At 67.0% G+C, this 23,964-nt stretch carries 23 protein-coding genes and 9 pseudogenes; 21 read left to right on the top strand and 11 right to left on the bottom strand.

The features are described 5' to 3' along the window. The 13 genes and pseudogenes from E6W36_RS20205 to pnp form a co-directional block, all read left to right on the top strand. Window positions 1-296 (top strand): annotated as a pseudogene (locus tag E6W36_RS20205) (substrate-binding domain-containing protein); the annotation flags it as partial. A gap of 122 nt (window positions 297-418) precedes the next feature. Beyond that, a pseudogene (locus E6W36_RS22870) lies at window positions 419-631 on the top strand (substrate-binding domain-containing protein); the annotation flags it as partial. A 193-nt stretch (window positions 632-824) separates the two neighbouring features. Further along, window positions 825-1,124 carry a nitrilase-related carbon-nitrogen hydrolase gene (locus E6W36_RS20195; protein WP_281277428.1) on the top strand — a complete coding sequence of 100 codons (300 nt, stop codon included), beginning with the start codon at window positions 825-827 and terminating at the stop codon, window positions 1,122-1,124. Next, window positions 1,088-1,867: a nitrilase-related carbon-nitrogen hydrolase gene (locus E6W36_RS02780; RefSeq protein WP_281277427.1), complete on the top strand. Its 780-nt coding sequence runs from the start codon at window positions 1,088-1,090 to the stop codon at window positions 1,865-1,867. The genes E6W36_RS20195 and E6W36_RS02780 overlap by 37 nt, the downstream gene beginning before the upstream one ends. 55 nt (window positions 1,868-1,922) lie before the next feature. Continuing rightward, window positions 1,923-2,509 (top strand): annotated as a pseudogene (gene rimP, locus E6W36_RS02775) (ribosome maturation factor RimP). A 4-nt stretch (window positions 2,510-2,513) separates the two neighbouring features. Continuing rightward, window positions 2,514-4,024, top strand: a pseudogene (gene nusA / locus E6W36_RS02770) (transcription termination factor NusA). Window positions 4,025-4,045: 21 nt separating this feature from the next. After that, window positions 4,046-4,639 carry a DUF448 domain-containing protein gene (locus tag E6W36_RS02765; protein WP_222873676.1) on the top strand — a complete coding sequence of 198 codons (594 nt, stop codon included), beginning with the start codon at window positions 4,046-4,048 and terminating at the stop codon, window positions 4,637-4,639. Between the two features lie 103 nt (window positions 4,640-4,742). After that, a pseudogene (gene infB / locus E6W36_RS02755) lies at window positions 4,743-7,419 on the top strand (translation initiation factor IF-2). 22 nt (window positions 7,420-7,441) lie between these two features. Continuing rightward, window positions 7,442-7,845: pseudogene (rbfA, locus tag E6W36_RS22865) on the top strand (30S ribosome-binding factor RbfA). After that, window positions 7,842-8,387: a GNAT family N-acetyltransferase gene (locus tag E6W36_RS02745; protein ID WP_222873674.1), complete on the top strand. Its 546-nt coding sequence runs from the start codon at window positions 7,842-7,844 to the stop codon at window positions 8,385-8,387. Before rbfA ends, E6W36_RS02745 begins: the two are co-directional and overlap by 4 nt. A gap of 157 nt (window positions 8,388-8,544) precedes the next feature. Then, window positions 8,545-9,442, top strand: a pseudogene (gene truB / locus E6W36_RS02740) (tRNA pseudouridine(55) synthase TruB). A gap of 31 nt (window positions 9,443-9,473) precedes the next feature. Beyond that, entirely contained in the window at window positions 9,474-9,743 is a 270-nt protein-coding gene (gene rpsO / locus E6W36_RS02735) for a 30S ribosomal protein S15 (RefSeq protein WP_222873673.1), read from the top strand. A gap of 221 nt (window positions 9,744-9,964) precedes the next feature. Beyond that, a complete protein-coding gene (gene pnp / locus E6W36_RS02730) occupies window positions 9,965-12,184 on the top strand; it encodes a polyribonucleotide nucleotidyltransferase (protein WP_222873672.1) in 2,220 nt (739 codons plus the stop codon). 129 nt (window positions 12,185-12,313) lie between these two features. Here the strand turns inward: pnp and E6W36_RS17525 are convergent. From E6W36_RS17525 to E6W36_RS02695, 6 genes and pseudogenes are all read right to left on the bottom strand, one after another. Continuing rightward, window positions 12,314-12,705 (bottom strand): annotated as a pseudogene (locus tag E6W36_RS17525) (DUF2177 family protein). 68 nt (window positions 12,706-12,773) lie between these two features. Then, window positions 12,774-13,292: a transcription elongation factor GreB gene (gene greB, locus E6W36_RS02715; protein ID WP_222874382.1), complete on the bottom strand. Its 519-nt coding sequence runs from the start codon at window positions 13,290-13,292 to the stop codon at window positions 12,774-12,776. Window positions 13,293-13,311: 19 nt separating this feature from the next. Further along, complete coding sequence (locus E6W36_RS02710) at window positions 13,312-13,638, bottom strand: transglycosylase SLT domain-containing protein (RefSeq protein ID WP_281277590.1); 327 nt, start codon at window positions 13,636-13,638, stop codon at window positions 13,312-13,314. Window positions 13,639-13,670: 32 nt separating this feature from the next. Then, window positions 13,671-14,042 carry a lytic transglycosylase domain-containing protein gene (locus tag E6W36_RS20190; RefSeq protein ID WP_222873669.1) on the bottom strand — a complete coding sequence of 124 codons (372 nt, stop codon included), beginning with the start codon at window positions 14,040-14,042 and terminating at the stop codon, window positions 13,671-13,673. Between the two features lie 59 nt (window positions 14,043-14,101). Then, window positions 14,102-14,875: a hypothetical protein gene (locus E6W36_RS02700; protein ID WP_222873668.1), complete on the bottom strand. Its 774-nt coding sequence runs from the start codon at window positions 14,873-14,875 to the stop codon at window positions 14,102-14,104. Then, window positions 14,853-15,320, bottom strand: coding sequence for a hypothetical protein (locus E6W36_RS02695; RefSeq protein ID WP_222873667.1), 468 nt, complete (start codon window positions 15,318-15,320; stop codon window positions 14,853-14,855). The genes E6W36_RS02700 and E6W36_RS02695 overlap by 23 nt, the downstream gene beginning before the upstream one ends. A gap of 70 nt (window positions 15,321-15,390) precedes the next feature. On the opposite strand from E6W36_RS02695, the gene dapA reads away from it, so the two are divergent. Continuing rightward, on the top strand, window positions 15,391-16,275 hold the full coding sequence (dapA, locus tag E6W36_RS02690) for a 4-hydroxy-tetrahydrodipicolinate synthase (protein ID WP_222873666.1): 885 nt from the start codon (window positions 15,391-15,393) through the stop codon (window positions 16,273-16,275). 55 nt (window positions 16,276-16,330) lie between these two features. After that, the gene (smpB, locus tag E6W36_RS02685; protein ID WP_246048053.1) at window positions 16,331-16,780 is read left to right on the top strand and encodes an SsrA-binding protein SmpB; all 450 of its coding nucleotides are present in this window, start codon (window positions 16,331-16,333) and stop codon (window positions 16,778-16,780) included. 121 nt (window positions 16,781-16,901) lie between these two features. On the opposite strand, the gene E6W36_RS02680 is transcribed toward smpB, so the two are convergent. Continuing rightward, window positions 16,902-17,519, bottom strand: a complete 618-nt coding sequence (locus E6W36_RS02680; RefSeq protein ID WP_222873664.1) for a prepilin peptidase — start codon at window positions 17,517-17,519, stop codon at window positions 16,902-16,904. 186 nt (window positions 17,520-17,705) lie between these two features. Between E6W36_RS02680 and E6W36_RS21575 the strand changes: the two genes are divergently transcribed. The 3 genes from E6W36_RS21575 to E6W36_RS21565 are packed head-to-tail and all read left to right on the top strand — an operon-like array spanning window position 17,706 to window position 19,659. Further along, window positions 17,706-18,515, top strand: a complete 810-nt coding sequence (locus E6W36_RS21575; protein ID WP_342776770.1) for a transglycosylase domain-containing protein — start codon at window positions 17,706-17,708, stop codon at window positions 18,513-18,515. Further along, entirely contained in the window at window positions 18,470-18,865 is a 396-nt protein-coding gene (locus tag E6W36_RS21570; protein WP_342776769.1) for a hypothetical protein, read from the top strand. The genes E6W36_RS21575 and E6W36_RS21570 overlap by 46 nt, the downstream gene beginning before the upstream one ends. After that, window positions 18,775-19,659: a transglycosylase domain-containing protein gene (locus tag E6W36_RS21565; RefSeq protein WP_342776768.1), complete on the top strand. Its 885-nt coding sequence runs from the start codon at window positions 18,775-18,777 to the stop codon at window positions 19,657-19,659. Before E6W36_RS21570 ends, E6W36_RS21565 begins: the two co-directional genes overlap by 91 nt. Here E6W36_RS21565 and E6W36_RS02670 read toward each other — a convergent pair. The 4 genes and pseudogenes from E6W36_RS02670 to E6W36_RS02655 form a co-directional block, all read right to left on the bottom strand. Next, window positions 19,636-20,121, bottom strand: coding sequence for a M48 family metallopeptidase (locus E6W36_RS02670; RefSeq protein WP_222873663.1), 486 nt, complete (start codon window positions 20,119-20,121; stop codon window positions 19,636-19,638). The genes E6W36_RS21565 and E6W36_RS02670 overlap by 24 nt on opposite strands. Further along, window positions 20,081-20,335, bottom strand: a complete 255-nt coding sequence (locus E6W36_RS02665) for a hypothetical protein (RefSeq protein WP_222873662.1) — start codon at window positions 20,333-20,335, stop codon at window positions 20,081-20,083. The genes E6W36_RS02670 and E6W36_RS02665 overlap by 41 nt, the downstream gene beginning before the upstream one ends. A 9-nt stretch (window positions 20,336-20,344) precedes the next feature. Continuing rightward, the gene (locus tag E6W36_RS02660; RefSeq protein ID WP_342776912.1) at window positions 20,345-20,716 is read right to left on the bottom strand and encodes a YcgN family cysteine cluster protein; all 372 of its coding nucleotides are present in this window, start codon (window positions 20,714-20,716) and stop codon (window positions 20,345-20,347) included. A 61-nt stretch (window positions 20,717-20,777) separates the two neighbouring features. Continuing rightward, a pseudogene (locus tag E6W36_RS02655) lies at window positions 20,778-21,215 on the bottom strand (SCO family protein); the annotation flags it as partial. A 356-nt stretch (window positions 21,216-21,571) separates the two neighbouring features. Between E6W36_RS02655 and E6W36_RS02650 the strand changes: the two are divergent. The 3 genes from E6W36_RS02650 to E6W36_RS02640 are packed head-to-tail and all read left to right on the top strand — an operon-like array spanning window position 21,572 to window position 23,947. Further along, window positions 21,572-22,030: an ankyrin repeat domain-containing protein gene (locus tag E6W36_RS02650; RefSeq protein WP_342776911.1), complete on the top strand. Its 459-nt coding sequence runs from the start codon at window positions 21,572-21,574 to the stop codon at window positions 22,028-22,030. Beyond that, entirely contained in the window at window positions 22,030-23,352 is a 1,323-nt protein-coding gene (locus tag E6W36_RS02645) for an ActS/PrrB/RegB family redox-sensitive histidine kinase (RefSeq protein ID WP_222873660.1), read from the top strand. Before E6W36_RS02650 ends, E6W36_RS02645 begins: the two co-directional genes overlap by 1 nt. Before the next feature lie 16 nt (window positions 23,353-23,368). Continuing rightward, window positions 23,369-23,947 carry an ActR/PrrA/RegA family redox response regulator transcription factor gene (locus tag E6W36_RS02640; protein WP_281277425.1) on the top strand — a complete coding sequence of 193 codons (579 nt, stop codon included), beginning with the start codon at window positions 23,369-23,371 and terminating at the stop codon, window positions 23,945-23,947. Window positions 23,948-23,964: the final 17 nt, after the last annotated feature.

Here is a 23,964-nt window from a genome sequence, read left to right as displayed (position 1 = left end):
ATGCAGCGACGGCTGGTTCTGAAGGGTCTCTCGCTGGGCCTTGCGCTGCTGGCGGCTCCTACGCGAGCAGGGCAGCGCAAGGCCATTACCATCTATGCTGCGGCGTCGCTGGCCGATGTTCTGCAAGACATCGCAGCGGATTTCACGGCGCGTACCGGGACAGCGGTCAAGTTCAACTTTGCCGCATCCTCGCTGCTGGCGCGGCAGATCGAGGCGGGGCACCGGCCGACCTGTTCTTCTCCGCAGATGTCGCGTGGATGGATTACGTCCAGCAGCGCGGACTTATTCAGGGCAAAAGCCGCAGGATCATCGCAGGCAACCGGTTGGCACTGATTGCGCCGGTCGGTGGTAGCGCACAGGTTGCTCTGACACCGGGGTTGATCTCGCCGCGCTGCTGGGACCGCGCGGCAAACTGGCGATGGCCGATCCGGAATTCGTGCCGGCCGGGCGCTACGGCCGGTCCGCGCTTGTGTCGCTCGGTGCCTGGGATGCGCTGGCAGACCGTCTGGCGCGGGCGCAGAATGTGCGCGATGCGTTGCTCTATGTGGCGCGGGGCGAAGCGCCGCTCGGCATCGTCTATGAAACGGACGCCAAGGTTGAGCCGAAAGTCCGTGTGCTTGGTGTATTCCCGGCGGCGTCGCACGCCCCGATCCTTTACCCGGCTGCATTGACCCGTCGCGCGTCGGCCCCATGGCACAGGCATTTCTCGACACCGTCGGATCGGCATCCGGGCGCGCGTTCATTCTGCGTCACGGCTTTATCCTGCCATGATGTGCAGGGTATGTGCTATTCCCCACAGCTTACAGAAACCGCTGGAGAACGCCATGACCGCACTATCCGCCGCCGTCGTGCAGGCCGCACCCATCCCGCTCGATATCGGTGCCGGGATTGCACAGGCCGTGAACCTGATCCACCAGGCAGCGGACAGCGGTGCGCGCGTCATCGGTTTCGGCGAGACCTTCCTCGGCGGCTATCCGCTCTGGCTCGATGAAGCGCCGGGCGCCGCACTCTGGGACCACCCGGGGCCAAGGCGCTGCACCGCATCCTGCTCGCGCAGGCGGTTCATGCCGGCGACTCCCGGCTGGCCGTGCTGCAGGAGGCGGCGGACCGGACGGGTGCGGTGATCTCGATCGGCGCGCACGAACGGGTGCGCTCCAGCTTGTACAACGCACAGATGACCTTCGTGCCGGGTGCCAGCACACCGATGGTCCGGCGCAAGCTGGTGCCGACCCATGGCGAGCGACTGATCTGGGGACGCGGCGACGGCTCGACCCTGGGCGTGGTCGAGCAGCCCTGGGGTCGCGTCGGCGGGCTGATCTGCTGGGAGCACTGGATGCCGCTGGCGCGCGCGGCCATGCATGCGCAACGCGAGACCGTACATGTCGCGCAATGGCCGACCGTGCGCGACACCTACCTGATCGCATCCCGGCACTATGCGTTCGAGGGGCGCTGCTTCGTGCTCGCCTGCGGCACCCTGCAGCACCGGGACGATGTTCTGGAGGGGCTGGCGCGGGTCGGTGGCCACGCTGAGGCCGAGGCGCTGCTGCGCGCGATGCCGGACGATGTTCTGCAGTCCGGCGGCAGCGCCATCATCGCGCCAGACGCCCGCCTGCTTGCCGGGCCGGCAGGCGTGCAGGCGGAGATTCTGGTGGCCGAACTCGACCTCGGGGAGATCGGCAGCGAACTGGCGGTGCTGGATACCGATGGCCATTATTCGCGGCCGGATATCTTCGAACTGCGGGTCAACACGGCACCGCAGGCGGTGTGGTGTTCGGGTAGCGCCTGCGCACGGCTTTGCGCAGTTTTGCTTGTTCCTGCGCGGGAGCGCTGCTATATAGCAGCGAATTCCTTACAACTTGATCGTTGACGGGAGCGCCAAGGGCCAGCCTTGGCGGCCGGCGACACGCATTTGCGGCAACGGAATGGCGACACTGATCGAACGCCTGCACAGCTTGATTGAACCGGAGGTCTCCCGCCTCGGGTTCGAGCTGGTGCGCCTGAGCTACGGTGGCGGGCGGCCGGTGCTGCAGGTGATGGCGGAGCGGCCGGACGGCAGCATGTCGGTCGACGACTGCGCAGCACTCAGCCGCGCGCTCTCTGACGTGCTGGATGCGGAGGACCCGATCCCCGGCGAATACAGCCTCGAGGTGTCCTCGCCGGGCATCGACCGCCCTTAACCCGCCCGAAAGATTATACCCGCTGGAGCGGCTTCGACGCCAAGGTGGCGCTGGCTGTACCGCTGGCGGGCCGCAAGCGCTTCCAGGGCCGGCTTGAGGGCCTGGTCGACGGGGTCGTTCAGATGGTGACCGAGGACGGGCCGGTCGCGCTGCCGCTTGCAGACATCGACAGCGCGAAGCTGGTGTTGACCGACGATCTGATCCGCGCCGCGCTGAAGGCGCAGGGTGCCGCGCTGGCCGAAGACCTTGGCGACGATGTCGATCTGGAACTGGAAGACGAGACCGGCGATGCGCCGGAGCCTGTAGACGAGCCCGAAGAAGAGAAGGACTGAACCCATGTCGAGTGCGATCAGCGCCAACAAGACCGAGCTGCTGTCCATCGCGGACGCCGTGGCGCGCGAGAAATCCATCGAGCGCGAGATTGTGCTGGAGGCGATGGAGGAGGCGATCCAGCGCGCCGCCCGTGCCCGTTACGGTGCCGAGAACGACATCATTGCGAAAATCGACCCCAAGACCGGCGACACCCGTCTGTGGCGTGTGGTCGAAGTGGTCGGCGCCGGAGGATCCGTTCAAGCAGATTTCGGTCATCGACGCCCAGTCGCGCAAACCGGGCGCTGAAATCGGCGATGTGATCGCGGACAATCTGCCACCGATCGAGTTCGGCCGCATCGCCGCGCAGACCGCCAAGCAGGTCATCGTCCAGAAGGTGCGCGATGCCGAGCGCGCCCGCCAGTATGACGAATTCTCCGGCCGCATGGGCGAGATCATCACCGGCGTCGTCAAGCGCGCCGAATTCGGCCATGTGGTCGTCGATCTCGGGCGGGCGGAAGCCGTGATCCGGCGCGACCAGCAGATCCCGCGCGAGACGCTGCGCCTGGGCGACCGCGTGCGCGCCCTGATCCTGAACGTGCGCCGGGAAAACCGCGGCCCGCAGATCTTCCTCTCCCGCGCGCATCCGGAATACATGAAAAGCTGTTCGCGCAGGAAGTGCCGGAAATCTATGACGGCGTGATCGAGATCAAGGCCTGTGCCCGCGACCCCGGCAGCCGCGCCAAGATCGCCGTCATCTCCAACGATGGCTCGATTGATCCAGTTGGTGCCTGCGTCGGCATGAAGGGTAGCCGCGTGCAAGCGGTGGTGCAGGAACTGCAGGGTGAGAAGATCGACATCATCCCTGGTCGCCGGACCCGGCGACGTTCATCGTCAACGCGCTCCAGCCGGCGCAGGTCGCCAAGGTCGTGCTCGACGAGGAAGACGGCCGCATCGAGGTGGTGGTACCGGATGATCAGCTGTCGCTCGCCATCGGCCGGCGCGGCCAGAACGTGCGGCTTGCCAGCCAGCTGACCGGCTGGACCATCGACATCCTGACGGAGGCTGAAGAGTCCGAGCGCCGGCAGAAGGAATTCCAGGAACGGTCCGAAATGTTCATGACCGAACTGGATGTCGATGAGACGCTGGCGCAGCTTCTGGTCGCCGAAGGCTTCTCGGAAATCAACGAGATTGCGCTGGTCGAGATCGGCGAGCTGGCCGAGATCGAAGGCTTCGACGAGGACCTCGCCGAAGAACTGCAAAACCGGGCCCAGGAAGCGCTGGAGCGTCGCGAAGTCAAGGCGCGCGAGGAGCGTACTGCCATGGGTGTCGAGGATGCGCTGGCCGAGATCGAGGGCCTGAACGAGCAGATGCTGGTCGTGCTCGGCAAGGCCGGCATCAAGACGCTGGACGACCTCGGCGACCTCGCGACCGACGAGCTGATTTCGCGCAAGGACGGCCTGCTCAAGGACTTCGGGCTGTCCGAAGACGAAGCGAACGCCATCATCATGGCGGCGCGTAAACACTGGTTCGCGTGATGGCGATGAGGACGATCCGCCATGACCGAGCGCGCACGCGATGAGAGCAGGTTAGACCCCGACGCCGGGCCGGAGCGCCGCTGCATCCTGAGCGGCGCGCACGGCGAGCGCGTGGCGCTGATCCGGCTGGTGCGCGCGCCGGACGGGCGGATTCTGCCGGACCTCGGCGCGAAACTGCCGGGCCGTGGCGCCTGGCTGGCCCCGGATCGCGCGGCGATCCTGAAGGCGCTGCACAACGGCAAGCTGAAAGGCGCTTGCGCGCGGGCATTTCGCACCGGCGAGATTACAGTCGACCCGGCCCTGGTCGACCTGCTGGACAGTGGGCTGGCGCGCCGGGCCCTGGACCGGCTGGGGCTGGAGCGCAAAGCCGGCAATCTGTTGTTCGGGGCCGAGAAAATCGCCGATGCGATCGCCGCCGGCAAGGTCCATGCGCTCCTGCATGCTGGCGACGCGGCCGACGATGGCGTGCGCTGGCTCGACAACGCGCTTGCGCGGATCGACCCCGGCTCTTACTGTATGAGTTTGCCTATAAGCCGAGAGCAATTGAGCTTGGCGCTTGGCCGTGAGAATGTTGTACATATCGCGGCCATCGATTCGAAGCTGCTGAACGCTTGACGCGCGATGCTGCGCGCTGGCGGTCCTATTGGGGCGATGCGGCCCCGGCCAATGGGCTGGGGGCGACACGAAGGTGATGTGACTGAATGAGTGACGAGAAGAAATTGACTCTGGGCGCGCGTGCGCCGCTCGGCCTGAAAAGACGGTCGATGCAGGCAACGTGAAACAGACCTTCAGCCATGGCCGCTCCAATACCGTGGCTGTCGAGGTCAAGAAGCGCCGCAACCTCAAGCCGCAGGGCGGCCATGAGGTCGAGATGGGGCGCCGCCCGCGCCCGTCGCCCCGCAGCCGCAGGCGCCCGTGCGCGTCGTGGTGGCGCCGGTCGAGCAGCCGATCCGCTCGCGCGGGGCTCCGCCGACGATCGCGTCGCCCAAGCCGGATGCGCCGGCGCCGCAGCCGGAACCGGAACTCGCCCCGAGCCGGTTGCGGAAATTGTGGAAGCCGCGCCCACCCCGCACCCGCCCCGACGCCACCTGCCCCTGTGCGCACCGCCGCACCGCCGCCCAAGCCCGCCGCCGCCGCCGCGCCGCCCGATGGCCAATGACCGCCTGAGCCGCCAGGAGGCGCTGCAGGCCCAGCTGCGTCTGGTGGAAGAGGAGCGCATGACCGCGCTCGAAGATGCGCGCCGCCGCACCGAGCAGGAGCGCATCGAGGCGCAGGAAGCCGAACGTCTGGCGCGCGAAGCCAAGCGCCGGGCCGAAGAAGAGGCCGCTGCCGCAGAGCAGGCACAGCAGGCGGCCGACGCTGCGCAGGCGTCGCAACCGCAGGCGACCGCGCCGGACACGCAGCCGGCGGCCCGTGTCGAGCGCCCGCGCCCGCCCGCAGGCGCGCCGGATGCCGCCAAGCGCAAGGTCGAGGTCGCCAAGCCGAGCCGCACGCGCGGCGATGAACGCCGCACCACCGGCAAACTGACGGTGCACAAGGTGCTGGACGGTGAAGACGGCGTGCGCGTGCGTTCCATGGCTGCGCTCAAGCGGGCGCGCGAGAAGGAAAAGCGCCTGCATCAAAGTTCGCTGCCGCAGCAGAAACAGTCGCGCGAAGTGGTGGTGCCGGAGACGATCACGGTCCAGGAACTCGCCAACCGCATGGCGGAGCGCGCGAACGATGTGATCAAGGCGCTGTTCAAGATGGGCGTGGTCGCCAAGCTGACCGAAACCATCGACCCGGACACCGCCGAACTGATCGTGGCGGAGTTCGGCCACACCATCAAGCGCGTTGCGGAGTCCGACGTCGAGATCGGCGTGATTGGCGAGCAGGACGCAGACGAGGCTCTGCAATCACGTCCCCGGTCGTGACCATCATGGGCCACGTCGACCACGGCAAGACCTCGCTGCTCGACGCGCTGCGCGGCACCGACGTTGTGGCGGGCGAAGCCGGCGGCATCACGCAGCATATCGGCGCGTATCAGGTGACCCTGAAGTCGGGCGACCGCATCACCTTCCTCGATACGCCGGGCCACGCCGCCTTCTCGCAGATGCGCGCGCGGCGCGAACATCACGGACATCGTGGTGCTGGTGGTGGCTGCCGACGACGGGATCATGCCGCAGACGATCGAGGCGATCAATCACGCCCGCGCCGCCAACGTGCCGATGATCGTGGCGATCAACAAGTGCGACAAGCCCGACGCCCAGCCGGACCGGGTGCGCGAGGCGCTGTTGCAGCATAATGTGCAGGTCGAAAAGTTCGGCGGTGAGGTCCAGGATGTGCTGGTCTCGGCGCTGAAGCGCACCGGCCTTGAGGAACTGACCGAGAAGATCACCCTGCAGGCGGAAATCCTCGAGCTGAAGGCGAACCCGGATCGCACGGCCGAGGGGAACGTCATCGAGTCCAAGCTCGACAAGGGCCGCGGCCCGGTTGCGACCGTTCTGGTGCGGCGCGGCACCTTGAGGGTCGGCGATGTGTTCGTCGTCGGCATGGAGTGGGGCAAGGTGCGCGCCCTGATCGACGACAAGGGCCGGCAGGTGAAACTCGCCGGGCCGACCGTGCCGGTCGAAGTGCTTGGCCTGACCGGCGTGCCGGCCGCCGGCGACGAATTCGCGGTGGTGGCGGACGAAGCCCGCGCCCGCGAGATCGCGGAATACCGGCAGGGCATCGCTGCGCGCAAGCGCACGACCGCAGCGCCGGCGACGCTTGAGTCCATGTTCTCCTCGCTGCGGGCAGACCGGGCGAAGGAGTTTCCCGTCATCCTCAAGGGCGACGTTCATGGCTCGGTCGAGGCGATCGCTTCCGCCATCACCCAATTGTCGACGGACGAGATCAAGGCCCGGGTTCTGCACTCGGGCGTCGGCGGCATCACGGAGTCGGATGTGGCGCTGGCGAAGGCCTCGAACGCACCGATCTTCGGCTTCAATGTGCGCGCCAATTCCAAGGCACGCGAAGTGGCGGAGCGGGAAGGTGTCGCGCTGAAATATTACGACGTGATCTACGACCTGATCGACGACATCAAGGCGGCGATGGCGGGCCATCTGGGGCCGGAAGTGTTCGAGAATGTGGTCGGCCGGGCCACCGTGCGCGACGTGTTCCAGGCCGGCAAGGCCGGCAAGGCGGCGGGCTGCTTCGTCAACGACGGCTTTATCCGCCGCAACCTCAAGGCGCGCATCCTGCGCGACGATGTCATCGTCTACACCGGGCACATCACCAACCTGCGCCGGTTCAAGGACGATGTTACCGAGGTGCGCTCGGGTCTCGAGTGCGGCATGACGTTCGACGGTTTCACCGACCTCAAGCAGAACGACATTGTCGAGGTGTTCCAGCTCGAGGAACGCACGCGCACGCTGTAATACCAACGGCGGGAGAACGGCGATGAAACATCAGCAGACGGACGCGGGGCGCTCGGTGCGGCTGCTGCGCGTCGGCGAGCAGATCCGCCACATCATCGCCGAGCTGTTGATGCGCGGCGACGTGCATGAGCCGGCCCTGACCGACAACCCGATCACGGTTTCACAAGTGCGGGTGTCGCCCGATCTGCGCCATGCGACCGTGTTCATCGAGCCGCTCGGCGGCATCGACGAGCAGGGCGTGCTGACGGCGCTCAAAACCACGCCCGCTACATGAAGGGCGAAGTGGGCAAGCGGGTTCGCCTGAAATATGTGCCGGACCTCGTCTTCCGGCTCGACGACAGCTTCAACGAAGCCAGCCGGATCGACGCCATCCTGCGCTCCGACAAGGTGCGCCAAGACCTGACCACCCACGACCCCGACGAATGAGCGCGCTACACGCCCGCCTGCACGCGCCGATGGTGGATGGCGCGGTTCTGGTGCGCGCCATGCAGGAGGCTGACCGCGAGCCGCTGCGTGCGTCCTGCGCGGCAGATCCGGACATCTGGGCGATCTACCCCTATTCCATGCTGGGCGATGCGTTCGATCCGGCGTTCGACCGGCTGATGCGGCCGGACCCGGCAACATTGAAATTCACGATCCTGCACGCTGACCTCGTCGTCGGCTGCACCAGCTACCTGCGGCTCGATCCGGAAAACGCCGTAGTAGAGATCGGCGGCACCTACATCCAGCCGTCCGTGCGGGGACCGGCGAACCGTTGCGTGAAAGACATGCTGTTGGCGCGTGCATTCGCTTGCGGGCTGCACAGGGTCGAATTTCGCGTCGATACCCGTAACGCGCGCTCGCAGGCGGCGGTGCGCAAACTCGGCGCGCAGCAGGACGGCGTGATCCGACAGGACCGGCTGACCTGGACCGGATACCGGCGCGACACCGCGCTGTTCTCGATCCTGGCGACGGAATGGCGTGCATGAAGGGAACGGGTAAGCGCGGGGCCGAAGCCCCGCGCTTAGCGACGAAGAGGGCAAAATGCCAGGCGCGAGGGGACGCCAAGCATTACTTCGCTGCGCCCCTAATACGTTTCATCCCCACGTCGGTTACAAAAATGCGACGAACCGTTGAAAGGGCATCATGCACGGCTGGATCATCCTCGACAAACCGCTTGGATTGACGTCCGCGCAGGGCGTGGCGGCGATCAAGCGCCTGCTGAAACCGCCGCGCGGCGTGAAGGTCGGCCACGGCGGCACGCTCGACCCGCTGGCGACCGGCGTGCTGCCGATCGCGCTCGGCGAGGCGACGAAACTGACCGGGCGGATGCTGAACGGCGACAAGGGTTACCGCTTTACAGTGGCCTTCGGCGCGTCGACCGCGACCGACGATCTCGAAGGGGCCGTCGTGGCGACCCACCCGCACCGCCCGACCCAGGCGGCTGTCGAGGCCGTGCTGCCGCTATTCCGGGGCGAGATCGAGCAGACCCCGCCCGCCTATTCGGCGCTGAAGGTCGATGGCGCCCGCGATCTGGCGCGCGCCGGCGAGGCCGTGGCGCTCGCGGCCCGACGGGTGACGATCCATGCGCTGACGCTGGAAGACACAACGCCGATGGATGGCCATCTGGACGCCGCGACCTTCAGCGTGCGCTGCTCGAAGGGCACCTATGTGCGCGCGCTGGCGCGGGATCTGGCGCTTGCGCTCGGCACGCTCGGGCATGTCACGCACCTGCGGCGCACCCTGGCGGGGCCGTTCACGCTCGACCATGCGATTGAACTGGACAAACTGCGCGAATTGGTGCAGACGCGCCCATCGGCCGAGTTGATCGCGCCGCTCACGACCGCGCTGGACGACATCCGGCGCTGGCCGTAACCCCGAACAGGCCGCGATGCTCCGCCGTGGGCAAAGGCTCGTCGGGTTCCCCGTGGCGCCGGGAAGCTATGTCGCAATCGAGGCGAAAGTGCCGGTTGCGCTGGTGGAGGCCGTAGCGACGCCCGATGGGCGCGCAACGGTTTCGGTGACACGTGGGTTCAACCTGTAGGGGATTTCCACGATGTCGCGATGGAGACCATATGACCGTTACCGCTGACCGCAAGCAAGAGATCATCAAGGGCAACGCCCGCGCTGCCAACGACACCGGCTCGCCGGAAGTGCAGATCGCCATCCTGTCGGAGCGCATCGCCAACCTGACCGAGCACTTCAAGGTGCATGCGAAGGATAACCACAGCCGCCGCGGCCTGCTGATGCTGGTGAACAAGCGCCGCAGCCTGCTGGATTATCTGAAGCGCAAGGACCTCGACCGTTACACCGCGCTGATTGCCAAGCTCGGCCTGCGCAAATAGTGCCGGGGCGTACGCCCAGAGGCCAAGCCAAAGCGCCTGCCGCAGGAGCGGCGGGCGACATCTGACGCCATAAGCGAACCCCGCTTGCCCGAGCGGGGTTTTGCTTTTCCTTCACTCGGGCGGTCTGCCGCGTCGTTCCGTCGGACGCAGCGGGTTCCGGCATTCGCGGCGGAGAGGTCGCGCCGGCAATAGGGCCGGTGCGGGTTAGAGAAAGTCACATCATGTTTGACATCCATAAGCAGGAAATCACTTGGGGCGGGCGCAAGCTGACGCTCGAGACCGGGCGCATCGCCCGCCAGGCGGACGGCGCAGTGCTGGCCACCTACGGCGAGACCGCCGTGCTCTGCACGGTCGTCGGTGCGAAGTCGGTCAAGGAAGGGCAGGACTTCTTTCCGCTCACCGTCCACTATCAGGAAAAATTCTTTGCCGCCGGCCGCATTCCAGGCGGCTTCTTCAAGCGCGAAGGTCGCCCGACCGAGAAGGAGACGCTGGTCTCCCGCCTGATCGACCGGCCGATCCGGCCGCTGTTCCCGGAAGGCTTCTACAATGAAGTCCTGGTGATCTGTCAGACCGTCTCCTACGACGGCGAGAACGATCCGGACATCGTTGCCATGGTCGGCGCGTCTGCCGCGCTCACCATTTCCGGCATTCCGTTCCTCGGCCCGATCGGTGCCGCCCGCGTCGGCTACATCGACGGCGAGTATATCCTCAACCCGACCCGCGAGCAGATGCAGACGTCCGTCCTCGATCTCGTGGTCGCCGGCACGACGGACGCCGTGCTGATGGTCGAGTCTGAAGCGCAGGAACTGAGTGAGGACGTGATGCTCGGTGCGGTGATGCACGGCCAGCGCGCAAGCATCGCCATCATCGAGGCGATCATCAAGCTGGCGGAAGCCGCCGCCAAGGACCCGTGGAACCTGCCGGTCAAGCCGGACACTTCGGCTCTCGAGAAGAGCATCCGCGATCTCGTCGAGGCTGACCTGCGCGCCGCATACGGCACCACGCTGAAGTCTGAACGCCGCGACCTGCTGGACGCCGCCAAGACCAAGGCGCAGGAGGCTTTCGGCGAAGAGCACGGCAAGCTGACGGTCGGCAAGCTGCTCAAGAAGATCGAGCAGGACATCGTGCGCACCGACATCGTCAAGAACGGCAAGCGCATCGACGGTCGCGGCCTGGCTGACGTGCGTCAGATCGACTGCCAGGTCTCGGTACTGCCGCGCACGCACGGTTCGGCACTGTTCACGCGCGGCGAAACCCAGGCGCTGGTTACCACCACGCTCGGCACCGGCGACGACGAGCAGATGATCGACGGTCTGGAGGGAACCTCCTACGAGAACTTCATGCTGCACTACAACTTCCCGCCCTATTCGGTCGGCGAAGTCGGTCGCTTCGGTCCGCAGGGCCGGCGCGAAGTCGGCCACGGCAAGCTGGCCTGGCGCGCACTGCACCCGCTGCTGCCGAGCAAGGAAGAGTTCCCGTACACCGTGCGCGTCGTCTCCGACATCACGGAGTCGAACGGTTCGTCGTCCATGGCCTCGGTCTGCGGCGGCGCGCTGGCGCTGATGGATGCGGGCGTGCCGCTGAAGCGCGCCTGCTCGGGCATCGCCATGGGTCTGATCCTGGAAGGCAAGGACTTCGCGGTCCTCTCCGACATCCTCGGCGATGAAGACCACCTTGGCGACATGGACTTCAAGGTCGCCGGCACGTCCGAGGGCATCACCTCGCTGCAGATGGACATCAAGGTGACGGGCATCACCGAGGAGATCATGCGGGTCGCGCTCAATCAGGCACACGCCGGCCGCGCGCACATCCTCGAGAAGATGACGGCAGCGCTTGGCGGCGCGCGCACCGTGATGTCGGCGCATGCGCCGCGCATCGAGACGATGAAGATCAACAAGGACAAGATCCGCGAAGTCATCGGCACCGGCGGCAAGGTGATCCGCCAGATCGTCGAGGAGACCGGTGCCAAGGTCGACATCGAGGACGATGGCACCATCAAGATCGCTTCGTCCAACGCCGACTCGATCAAGGCGGCCAAGCGCTGGATCGAGGGCATCGTCGCCGAGCCGGAAGTCGGCCGCATCTACGAGGGCAAGGTCGTCTCGATGGTCGATTTCGGCGCGTTCGTGAACTTCCTCGGCGCGCGCGACGGGCTGGTGCACATCTCTGAAATCCAGAACGAGCGCGTGGCCAAGGTCAGCGACGTGCTGACCGAGGGCCAGATGGTCAAGGTCAAGGTGCTCGGCATCGATGATCGCGGCAAGGTCCGCCTGTCCATGCGCATCGTCGACCAGGAAACCGGCGAGGAACTGCCGGACGAACGCCCGGCCAAGCCCGAGCGTGGCGACCGTCCGGAGCGTTCCGAGCGCAACGATGATGGTGACGACCGCGGCGGCGACCGTCGGGGTCCGCGTCGCCGGCGTCCGCGCAACGACGACTGAGCCTTGTTTGTGCCTGTCTCTCCTCTCTCGCGCTGGCGGGAGGGAGAGAAGGCATAACGCTCTCTGAAGCGCATCGGCCTTAACAGCCTGCTGAAAAAGCGCGCCTTGTGTCGTGGCGCAAGCCGGGTCTCAGGCGAATTTCTGCATCAGCCAGACGCCGCAGAATGCCGAGACCGCCGTGACGAAGGTGCCCCACGTCATGTCGACGGCAGCGACCCGCCAGGTGAAACCCTGCAGGGTCGAAAGGTTGGTGAGGTCATAGGTCGCGTAGGCGATCAGGCCAAACAGCGCCCCGGCAAGCAGGGCCCGCAGCGGCGATCCGGCCGCGAGCGCCGGCATGGACGCGAACACCACGATGCCAACGACGTATAGCAGGTAAAGGCCAGTGCGACTGCCAGGTCCGGGCGCGGCCGCAAAAGCGCGCCAAGCTCCGCCTTGTAGAAGCCGGTCGCGACCTTGCCGAGCCACAGGGCATCCAGCGCCAGAAAAATCAGGGCGGTGACGCCATAAAGGCAGATCATCTTTGACATGGGTGTCGGGTTCCGCGGAAAATTTTGTATCGTGGATACGCGCGGCGCCGGGCTGCGGATCAATCGTAGCGGATCGCCAGAACCTCGATCTCCTGCGGGCCGCGTGGCGTGTGCAGCGTGACGGTATCGCCGACCCGGGTGCGCATGAGCGCGCGGGCGACCGGCGAAACGAAGGACACCAGGCCGTTGGCGGGGTCAACCTCGTCCTCGCCGACGATGGTCACCGTGCGTTCCTTGTCTGCCTCATCGACGTAGGTGACGCTCGCCCCGAAGAAGGTCCGCGTCTTGTCCGGCTGCTGGCGCGGATCGACGACGGTCAGGTCGCGCAGGCGCCGCCCGAGGAAGCGCAGCCGGCGGTCGATCTCGCGCAGGCGCTTCTTGCCGTAGAGATAATCGCCGTTCTCGGAGCGGTCGCCGTTGCCGGCTGCCCAGGAGACCACTTCGACGACTGCCGGGCGCTCGACGCTGAACAACTGCTGATATTCGTCGCGCAGCCGCGCGTAGCCGGCGGGCGTGATGTAATGTTTGCCGCCCGATGGTGGCGGTGGCGGCGCGTCCTCCTCTTCGGGGAGTCGGATTCCTGAACGAAGGCCTTGCTCAATTGGTGGCACCCTTGTCGCCGCGATCCAGAAACCGCCAGATCAGGCTCGGGCGCACGGCCGCCGTTCCCGAGCCTTGACGGGAGGCGTAGACGACAGCGTTCTCCAGCACTCGCTGCACATAGTCGCGCGTCTCCGGGATCGGAATTTTCTCGATCCACTGCAGGATGTCGACGTTCGGGTCGCGCGGGTCGCCAAACCGCTGCACCCATTGGCGGACCCGGCCCGGTCCGGCGTTGTAGGCCGCGACCGCCATGACGTGATTGCCATCGTAGTTGTCGAGCATGCGCTGAAAATAGCTGTTGCCCAGCCGGAGGTTATACAGTGGCTCCCGGGTCAGTGCCGTGGGATCGTAGGTCAGGCCAAGCTTGCCGGCGGTCTCCTGGCGGTCGCCGGCATCAGCTGCATCAGGCCGCGCGCGCCGGCGCTGCTGACGGCAAGCGCATTGAAGTGGCTTTCCTGCCGGGTGATCGCGTGGATCATCACGCTTGCAGGCGTCAGATCGGTGTCGAGCGCCAGCTTCGGATAGCCCGCCTGTTCCGTGAAGATGCTGCGCGCGCCAGGCTGGCGGGCGATCAGCACGCCGGCTTCCGGCGCATCCAGCGTCTGCGCCAGGCTTGCCACCAGTTGGCGCCGCTCGAGGGTGCGCGCGCCGTCCGCCAGATGACGGATGAAGGCAGACTCCAGCCGCTCCTGTCCCAGTTCGCTCAGCATCTGCGCCGCGCGCACCAGTGGTTCGGCAAGAAACGCCTGACGCGCGGCGTCGCCCGGCGGCGGGGCGGCGATTGTTACGGCCGCAACCGGAATCCGTCCGCGATCAGCGGCGAGCTGCCCGTAAAGCTGCCGGGGAACTGGGCCGCCTGCTGGTACCAGCGCTGCGCGAGCGCGGCATCGCCGCTCGCCTCTGCTGCGCGCCCGGCCCAATAGGCGGCGCGCGACTGGGTAACCGGATGCTGGCCGATGCGGAACACCGCATCGAACGCCCGCATCGCGTCCGCAGGACGTTTGAGATCGTTGAGGGCGATCCAGCCGGCGCGCCAGGCGATATCGGTTGCGGCGACCCGTTCGTCCAACGGCATCTGGGCGACGCTGCGCGTGCTTGCATGCAACGGGTCCGCCGCGAGCAGGCGGTAGGCCTCGTCGTGCAAGCCGCTGTCCTGCGCCTGATCGGCGAGCAGCAGCAGTTCTTTGGCCCAGCCGCGTTCGTCGAGGATTTCGGCCTCGGACAGGCGGGCCTGCAGCAGGGTCTGGCGGGCGAGCGCCGCGTTCTGCTGCGCGCGCCGGAAATAGCGTGCGAGATCGTAAACCACGGCGGTCTGCGCCCGCGCCTCCGCCGGCAGGCGGCCGTATTTGGCGGTGGCATCGGTCTGGCTCTGGATGAGCGCGATCCGCGCTTCGGCCACTGCGCGCCGGTCGGGGGCAAGCAGGCTCAGCAGGCGCGTCGCCCGGCTGACCCGCCCGGCCCAGAGCAGGGCGTTGGCCCGTGCGTCATGCGCCTCGGGCGAGAAGCTGAAGCGCGCCAGCAGCCGGTCTTCGTCTTCAGGGCCAAGGCCCGATGACACCCAGGCGGCGCGCGCCAGCCTGCGCCTTGTCCGGTTGCGGCTCGGCCAGTGCCTGCCAGGCGCGACCCGTGGGCGAGACGGCGGGCATCCGCGCGAAATACTGGCGTTGCAGCTCGAGCGGGGTCTCGGGACTGATCGCGGCTTCCGCCTTGCGGCGCAGGGTCTGCTCCTGCGGCCAGCCGGGGTTGGCGAGCAGGAACGTGGCCAGTGTTTCGAACGTGGGCTTGTCCGCAGCGCGCAGCTCCGCCCAGCGCACCAGCGCCTCCGCCAGCGGGTCGGGCAGGTTCGGCGCTGGGGATGACGCCGGCGTCTGATCGAGCCGGCCTGCGGCGATCGCCGCGAACCGCGCGCGGTACCAGGCGGTCTGCGCCGCATCCAGCGCATGGGCGGGCAGTGTGGCGGCCAGCGCACAGACGGCAAGCGCCAGCCGGCTGGCCGCTTGCACGGCGCGGGCGCGGAGATTAGGGTTGCGCAACTTCATTTCCCATTCATCGCATTTCTACGGGACAGCCTCAATGGTCGAGGGTTCGATACCTGCGCTGATTACGCCATTCCGAGATGGAATGGTCGACGAACGGACCTTCGCCGAGTTGGTCGAGCGGCAGATCGCCGGCGGCTCGAGCGCCTTGGTGCCGGTTGGCACCACCGGCGAGTCCGCGACGCTCAGCCACGAGGAGCACCAGCGCGTCACCGAGCTGTGTATCGAAGTCGCGGCCGGCCGCGTGCCGGTGATCGCCGGCTGCGGCTCCAATTCCACCGTGGAAGCGATCAGCCTGCTCCAGCATGCCGAGGGTGCGGGTGCGGATGCGGCGCTGGTGGTCTGCCCCTACTACAACAAACCGAGCCAGGCCGGCTTGATCGCGCACTATACCGCGCTTGCCGAGGCGACGACCCTGCCGATCCTGATCTATAACATTCCCGGGCGCAGCGTCGTCGACATGAGCGTCGAGACCATGGCGACGCTGGCCAGGCTGCCGAACATCATCGGCGTCAAGGATGCGACGGGCAGCATCGTCCGCGTCAGCCTGCAGCGCGCGGCATGCGGGCCGGACTTCGTGCAGCTCTCCGGCAACGACGAAACCGCGCTGGCATTCAATGTGACCGGCGGCGTCGGTTGCATCTCGGTGACAGCCAACGTCGCGCCAGACCTGTGCGCACAGTTCCAGGCGGCATGCATGGCCGGCGACTATGCCACAGCACGCGACTTCAACGACATGCTGATCCCGCTGCACCTGGCGCTGTTCAGCGATTGCAGCCCGGGGCCGACCAAATACGCCATGTTCAAGCTCGGCCTGCTGCCGTCCATGGAGATGCGGCTGCCGCTGGTCGCGCCGTCGGCGGCCTCCAGGGCGCAGGTTGACGCAGCACTTGCGCATGCGGGGTTGCGCGCCGTTCGATAAAGGCCCATCTCGGCTGCCTTATGGCCCGCCCCAGCTCTCCGCCGCCCTGACCAAAGTGAAAGTCGTCGCCGAAAACCGGCGCGCGCGCTATGAGTATGCCATCGACGACGTGTTCGAGGCGGGCATCGTGCTCCAGGGCACCGAGGTCAAGGCGCTGCGGGCCGGAGAAGGCTCGATCGCCGATTCCTATGCCGAGGTCCGCGGCGGCGAGGTCTGGCTGGTCAACGCCAACATCCCCGAATTCAGCCACGGCAACCGCTTCAACCACGAGCCGAAGCGGCCGCGCAAACTGCTGCTGAAAGCGCGCGAGATCTCCAAATTTCACGGCGCGATCGCCCGCAAGGGCATGACTCTGGTGCCGCTCAGCATCTTCTTCAACGACCGCAACCGCGCCAAGGTCGAGCTGGCGCTGGCCAAGGGCAAGCAATTGCATGACAAACGCGCGGCGACCAAGGAACGCGAGTGGCAGCGCGACAAGGCGCGGCTCATGCGCGACAAGGGCTGAGCGGGAAATTCACAGTCCCCACAGCCAGACCCCCAGGTGGCAGCGGCGAGGAAAGGGCCGAACGGCAGCGCATCCTGCGCGCCCAGGCGGTGTCCGCGCACCTGCCGTACCAGCACGTAGCCTAGCGCAAGCAGGTCGCGCCGAGCAGGACCGTCGGCAGCGCGGTCCAGCCCAGCCAGGCACCACTGGCGGCGAACAGGCGCGGATCGCCGTCGCCCAGCCCGTCAATGCCGCGCAGGCGACGATAGACCAGGGCCACCAGCGACAATGCGGCAAAGCCTGCAGCAGCGCCGATGATGTGGTCCAGACCTGGCGTGCGCCAGGCACCGAGCGCCAGACCCGCGACGATCAGCGGCAGCGTCAGGCTGTCGGGCAGCAGCATGTGCTCGGCGTCGATCACGGCGATCAGCAGCAGCCACCAGCCGAGCACAGCAGTTGCCAGCGCCAGCGGTCCGCTTGCCAGAAGAGCGGACAGCAGGCCGATCGTCAGGCAGGTCGTTTCCAGCAGTGGGTAGCGCCGGGGAATCACGGCAGCGCAGGCCCGGCACCGGCCGCGTTGCAGCAGATAGCCGAGCAGCGGGATCAGTTCGTGGGGTCCAAGCGGTTTGGCGCAGGCCTGGCAGGCGGAGCGTCCACGCATGAAGGAGCGCCCGGCCGGCAGGCGCAGCGACGCCAACCCCAGGAAGCTGCCCACGAACGGGCCGGCGAGGACGGTAAACAGGCTCCACAGCGTCTGCATGCACGGACCATAGGGGCCAACCTCCGCCCGCCACCGGATTCCAAGGGTTCGGCGCGCAGTAGGCTTGCGCCCGTACACATCCGGGCCTAGTCAGCGCATTCAGGAAAAATGATGGCGCGCAAGCCTTACAGTTCACAACGCAAGACCCCGAGATCGACGCCACATCTGCGCTCGAGGCTGGCGACCGTGGCGTTACGCACCGTTCAGGTTCTGGGCCCTTGCAGTTCTGGGGCGGCCGGGCTGGCGGTGGCGGTCGGCCTGACCGCCAGTACGCTGCCGTCCTTTCAGACGCTGGTGAAGACGCCGCGCGGCCAATTGGTGACCGTGCGCGGCGTCGACGGCACGGTGATTGCGACCGTCGGCCCGGCATACGGCGAATGGATTGCCGGCGACCGGCTGCCGGAAACCATCAAGGACGCCATGGTCTCGATCGAGGACCGGCGTTTCTACTCCCATATCGGCGTCGATCCGCAGGGTATCGCGCGTGCGCTGCAGGTGAACCTGGCCGCAGGCCGGTTCGTGCAGGGCGGCTCGACCATCACCCAGCAGGTGGCCAAGAACGTGTTCCTGACATCGGAGCGCACCTTCGGCCGCAAGGCGCGCGAGCTGGTGATGGCGCTGGCGCTGGAATGGAAGTTCAGCAAGGCGCAGATCCTCGAGCTTTATCTGAACCGTGTCTACTTTGGCGGCGGGGCGTATGGCGTCGATGCGGCATCGAGGCGCTTCTTCGGGCATTCCGCGCGCAATCTGAGCCTTGCGGAAGCGGCTGTCATCGCCGGGCTGGTCAAGGCCCCAGCCGTTACGCGCCCACCGCCGACAGCGAACAGGCGCGCACGCGGGCTAAGCTCGTGCTGGCGGCGATGGCCGAGACCGGCCGGATCACGCCGGAAGACGCCGCGAAATCCGGGTTGTCGACGCTGCGCTTCGTCAAGCCGCCGGGCCAGAACAGCGTGCGCTACTTCACGGACTGGGCGCTGGCGCAGCTGGAGACCCTGACAGACGAGACGGTCGAGCCGCTCGATGTCGAGACCACGCTCGACCTGCGGATGCAGCGCGCGGCCGAGCAGGCGATCCGCGAACAGACGCCGGACGGCGTGCAGGGTGCGCTGGTGGCATTGAACCACGATGGCGCGGTGCGCGTCATGATCGGCGGGCGCGATTATGTCAGCAGCACCTACAACCGCGCGGTGATCTCGGCGCGCCAGCCGGGTCGTCGTTCAAGCTGTTCGTGTATCTGGCGGCGCTTGAGAACGGCGTGTCGCCCGACGACATCATCGAGGACTCGCCTGTCACCATCGACGGCTGGTCGCCGCGCAACGATAACCGCCGCTACATCGGGGAAGTGAGCGTGCGCGACGCTTTCGCCAAGTCGATCAATACGGTGGCGGTGAAGCTTGCGGACGAGGTCGGCTTCAACGCGGTGGCGGACATGGCGCGCCGCTTCGGCATCAGCACGAAGATTTCCCGGCTGCCCGCCATGGCGCTCGGCGCGTCGGAAGTGAAGTTGATCGACATGACGACCGCCTATGCCAGCGTCGCCGCCGGGGGCGTCGAAGTGCGGCCCTACGCCATCACCCGCGTCAGCACCGCGTCCGGCCGCGTTGTGTACCGGCACGAGGCGCGTGCGCCGCGCCAGCTGGTCGCGCCGGAGGTCGCCGCGAGCATGACGCGGCTGATGGAAAACGCCGTCGCGACCGGCACAGGCCGCGCGGCGCAGATCGGCCGCCCGGTCGCCGGCAAGACCGGAACCACCACCTCGAACAAGGACGGCTGGTTCATGGGCTTCACGGCCGATCTGACCGCCGGCGTCTGGATGGGCCGTGACGACGCGAGGGTCGTGCCTGGGCTTGCAGGTGGTCGCACGCCGGCGCGGGCCTGGGCGGCCTTCATGAAGCAGGCGACCGAAGGCCAGCCGGCCGCACCGCTGTACGCGGATGCGCAGCTCGAGGCATTGTCCCCGGAGGAAGAAGCCTATGGCTACGCACCGGAGGAGGATGTGGTGGTCGAGGACCCCGTGGTGTCGGACGCGCCGCCGGAAACTGCGACTGTCCAGGGTGAGCATGCCCCGGAGGCGCAGCCGCAGATCAACGACGCCTGGCTGGACGGCGTGTTGCAGTCAACGCCCAATCCCCATCAGTAGCGCACCCTGCTGCTTCAGCCAGTCGCGCGGCCCCGCGACCGGCGCGCCATAAAGCTGCGCTGCAAGCGCCCAGAAGGCGGCAGAGTGGTTCATGTGGCGCAGGTGGGCGACCTCATGCGCGACCACGTAGCGGCGCACCCACTCCGGCGCCAGAATCAGCCGCCAGGACAAGCGGATCACGCCCCGGCTGGAACAACTGCCCCAGCGCGAGACGGTGTCTCCGGTCACAACGCGGACATCGGTTCGCCCTAACGCTGCGGCAGTGGCAGCAACATCGGCGGCAAGGCGACGGCGCGCCTCCAGCCGCAACCAGCGCACCAGCCGGTCCTGCGCGGCAACCGGCGGGCCGTGCACGGTCAGGGTCGCTGAGCCGCGCATGACACCCCGCCGCCGGGGATCGCCGGGCAGAATGGCATGAGGCTCACCCTGGAAGGGGATCACGCAGCCGGGCGCGAAGCGCATCGGCTCGGGAAGGCTGCGCGCGCTCCGCGATCCAGCCGTGATGGTCGTCCAGAAACGCACGGGCCGTCCCAAGCGTCGCGCGCGGCGGCAGGGTGAGGCGGAATTCCCGCCGCACCGGGTCAGCGACCAAGCGCAGCCGCCGGGCGTTGGCGCGCCGCAGCACCCTTACCGGCACCGCGCCTGCTGCGCATTCTATGGTCAGCGTCTGGGTCACAGTTTTGGGTCAAAGGGGCTGATCGAGGATGAAATCCTCCAGGTCGCCAACATCGGACTCCGAGAGCACGCGCCCGGCGACGGTCGCACCGGCCTTGCGCGGGCTGTCCGGGTCTCCGGTCACCAGCGGATGCCACGCGGGCAGCTCCTGCCCCTGCGCCACGCGGCGGTAGGCACAGGTCTCGGGCAGCCAGTCCATGCTGCGCGCAAGCTTGGGCGTCAGCACGATGCAATCCGGCACCAGGGTCTTGCGGTTGGCATAGTCGGCGCAGCGGGCAGTGCGGCGGTTGAGCAGGCGGCAGCAGACATTGGTGGGAAACACCTCGCCGGTGACCTCGTCCTCGAGCTTGTGGACGCAGCATTTGCCGCAGCCGTCGCACAGCGACTCCCACTCGCTTTTGACATCTGGTCGAGCGACTTGTGCCGCCAGAATGGGGCTTGCGTCATTCCACCTTGGCTTTCAGGGTGTCCGCCATGACCTGCGCCTTGGTCTCGGAGCCGAAGACGGTCACATAGTCGCCGTTCGGTGCCATCAGATAGGTGACCGATGAATGGTCCATCAGATAGTCGGACGACCCGGCATCCTGGCGCTTCTGACTGAACACACGATAGGCCTTCTTCGCCGCGTCGATCTGCGCGACGGTGCCGGTCAGACCGACGAAGCGCGGCCCGAACGCCGTGACATATGCTTTCATGACGTCGGGCGTGTCCCGCTCCGGGTCGATGGTGACGAAGATCGGCTGGATCTTGTCCAGTGTCGCCGGCGCCTGCTCTTCCAGGATTTTAAGCGCCGCCGCCGTGCGTTGCAGGTCGATCGGGCAGACATCCGGGCAGAAGGTATAGCCGAAGTAAATCAGCAGATACTTGCCGGGCCAGCTTTGCTCCGTGCGCGGCGCCCGTCCTGATCCGTCAACGCGAACGGACCACCGACCAGCGCCTTGCCGCTACCCGCATCGTCGCGATTGCTGCAGGCGGCCAGCACGCCCAGCCCAAGCGCAATCAGCGAACGCCGCGTCAGGCTGTTCCCAATGGCGTCGGAGCGCCTATATCTACCGGCATCATCTGCTATCCGAGTGCTTGTGCCCATGAAGAGTCCCTTTGCGCGTCTGGTTGTACTGCTGAGCCTGCTGCAGGCGGCGCCTGCGCTGGCGCAGTCTGCCCGATATGAACTCATTGAAGCCGTGCGCAAGTCCGATGCACCGACGGCGGTGCAGCTTCTGCCACAGGCGGCGGCAGGCTGGCAGACCGGCTGGACCCGGATACCGGCGAGGCGGCGCTGCACATCGTGGCGAAACGCGAGGATCTGGGCTGGCTTGCCTTGCTGCTGCGCTACGGTGCGGACGCTAATGTCGAGGACAGGGACGGCAACACGCCGCTGATCTACTGCGCCATTGGTGATTTCACCGACGGCGTGCGCGTGCTGGTCGGGAACGGCGCGAAGGTCGATGCGCAGAACCGCGCCGGCGAAACCGCGCTCATCAAGGCCGTGCGCGCGCGCAGTGCAACCATGGTCCGGCTGTTGCTGTCGCTTGGTGCCAACCCTAAACTGCAGGATAATGCCAGCGGCTATTCGGCGCTCGACTATGCCAGGCAGGACCGTCGCTCAGCGCAGATTCTGCGGCTGCTCGAGACGCCGGTCGTCAAGGATGCCGTGGACGCCAAGGTCGGCGCATCGATCCAGCCGCCGCAGCCCTGATGCCCTCCATCTTCAGCGAGGTCAGCCCGGTCGAACTCGGTCTGCCAGGGGTTCATGTCCGCACGATCACAGCCCTGCGCTGGATTGCTGTCGCCGGCCAGTCGCTGACGCTCGGGGTCGTCGCCGCCTACTTCGACGACCGCATTCCCTGGCTACCGGTCGGCCTTGCGCTCCTGGCCTCGGTGCTGATGAACCTGGCGCTGACCTTCGGCTATCGCAGCAGCGCGCACATGACCGGGCCACAGGCGGCGCTGCAGTTCGCCTTCGACCTGAGCCAGCTTTCGGCCTTGCTGTTCTTGACCGGCGGGGTCGCCAACCCGTTTTCGGTGCTTATTCTCGTGCCGGTCACCATCTCGGCGACCCTGCTGTCGCTGCGCTCGACCATCGGGCTTTCGGTGCTGGCCGCGTGCAGCTTGGTTGTGCTGTGGCGTTGGTCCCTGCCGCTGCCCTGGAACGGCGCGCAGCCGCTGCCGGAGATTTATCGCTTCGGCGTCTGGATCGCGCTCGTCCTGGCGATGCTCTTCCTTGCGGCCTACGCCTGGCTGGTAACGGCGCAGGCGCGTCGGCGGCAGAAGGCGCTGGTTGCGACCCAGACCGCGCTGGCACGGGAGCAGAAGCTGGCGGCGCTCGGCTCGCTGGCGGCGGCAGCAGCGCACGAGCTGGGCGGCCCGCTGGGCACCATCACACTCATCGCCAAGGACCTGCGGGACCAACTGGGCAACGACCCGGATTTCGGCGCGGACCTGAGCCTGCTGAACGAGGAGGCGACGCGCTGCCGCAACATCCTGGTGACCATCGCCCAACGCGCGGAAGCTGACGAGGTGTTTCAGCATCTGCCGCTGGAAACCATCCTGCGGGAGGTCATACGCCCGTTCGAAGCGCGGGGTGCCGTCGTCCGCCTCAGTCGGGCAGGCCCGCAAGGGGTGCAGCCGGTCTGGACCGAACGTCGGCCTGAACTGCTGCACGGCCTCAGCAATTTCGTCGCCAATGCCGTGCGACATAGCACCGCAGCGGTTGAGATCGACATCCGCGAGAGTCGCGACAGCGTATGGCTGAGCATCAGCGACGATGGTGCCGGTTTCAGCGCGGACCTGCTGCCCCGGCTCGGTGAGCCGGACCTCGGGCCGCACCTTTCGGAGGCCGGCGGCACGGGGTTGGGGATTTTCATCGCCGTGACGCTGCTGGAGCGGACCGGGGCGCGCCTGCGCTTCTCGAACCGGGACCAGGGCGGCGCCTGCGTCGAGGTGAGCTGGCGGCGCTCGCAGGTCGACGTCGGCAAAAGCGGCGGTTCGTCGCCGCGTAAAACACAGGTGCGTGCTTAATACGAAGGACTGGCGAATGACCCAGATGACGGAAACCAAAGCGTTCGTGGTGGAACAGGCCTCTGCTGAGTCGCACAAGGATCTGCTGCTGCTCGATGATGACAACGCCTTCCGGCAGCGGCTGGCGCTGACTCTGGAACGCCGCGGCTTCAGGGTACGGGCCGCCGCCTCGCTGATGGAGGCCCGCAGCCTGCTCGCCGACTTCCGGCCCGGCTATGCCGTGCTCGACATGCGGCTCGAGGACGGAAACGGCCTCGAGTTCGTCGCCGAGCTGCGACAGCTTGTGCCGGACGTGCGGGCAATCATTCTGACTGGCTATGGCAACCTCGCGACTGCCGTCGCCTCCATCAAGACGGGCGCAATCGACTACCTCGCCAAGCCCGCCGATCCGGAGGCGATCGTCCGCGCGCTGCTGGAGGACGGTGAGTCGATACCCGAGGTGCCGGACGAGCCGATGTCCGCCGACCGCGTGCGCTGGGAGCACATCCAGCGCATCTACGAGCAGTGCGGCCGCAATGTTTCGGAAACCGCGCGCCAGCTCAAGATGCACCGGCGCACGCTGCAGCGCATCCTCGGCAAACGCTCGCCGCGATAGGGTTTTGGCAGCCTTAA

This window comes from Hankyongella ginsenosidimutans, from assembly GCF_005144965.1.
Classification (GTDB): Bacteria; Pseudomonadota; Alphaproteobacteria; order Sphingomonadales; family Sphingomonadaceae; genus Hankyongella; species Hankyongella ginsenosidimutans.
The sequence above is the reverse complement of the archived record's forward strand: the minus strand, read 5'-3'. Positions and strand labels throughout refer to the sequence as shown.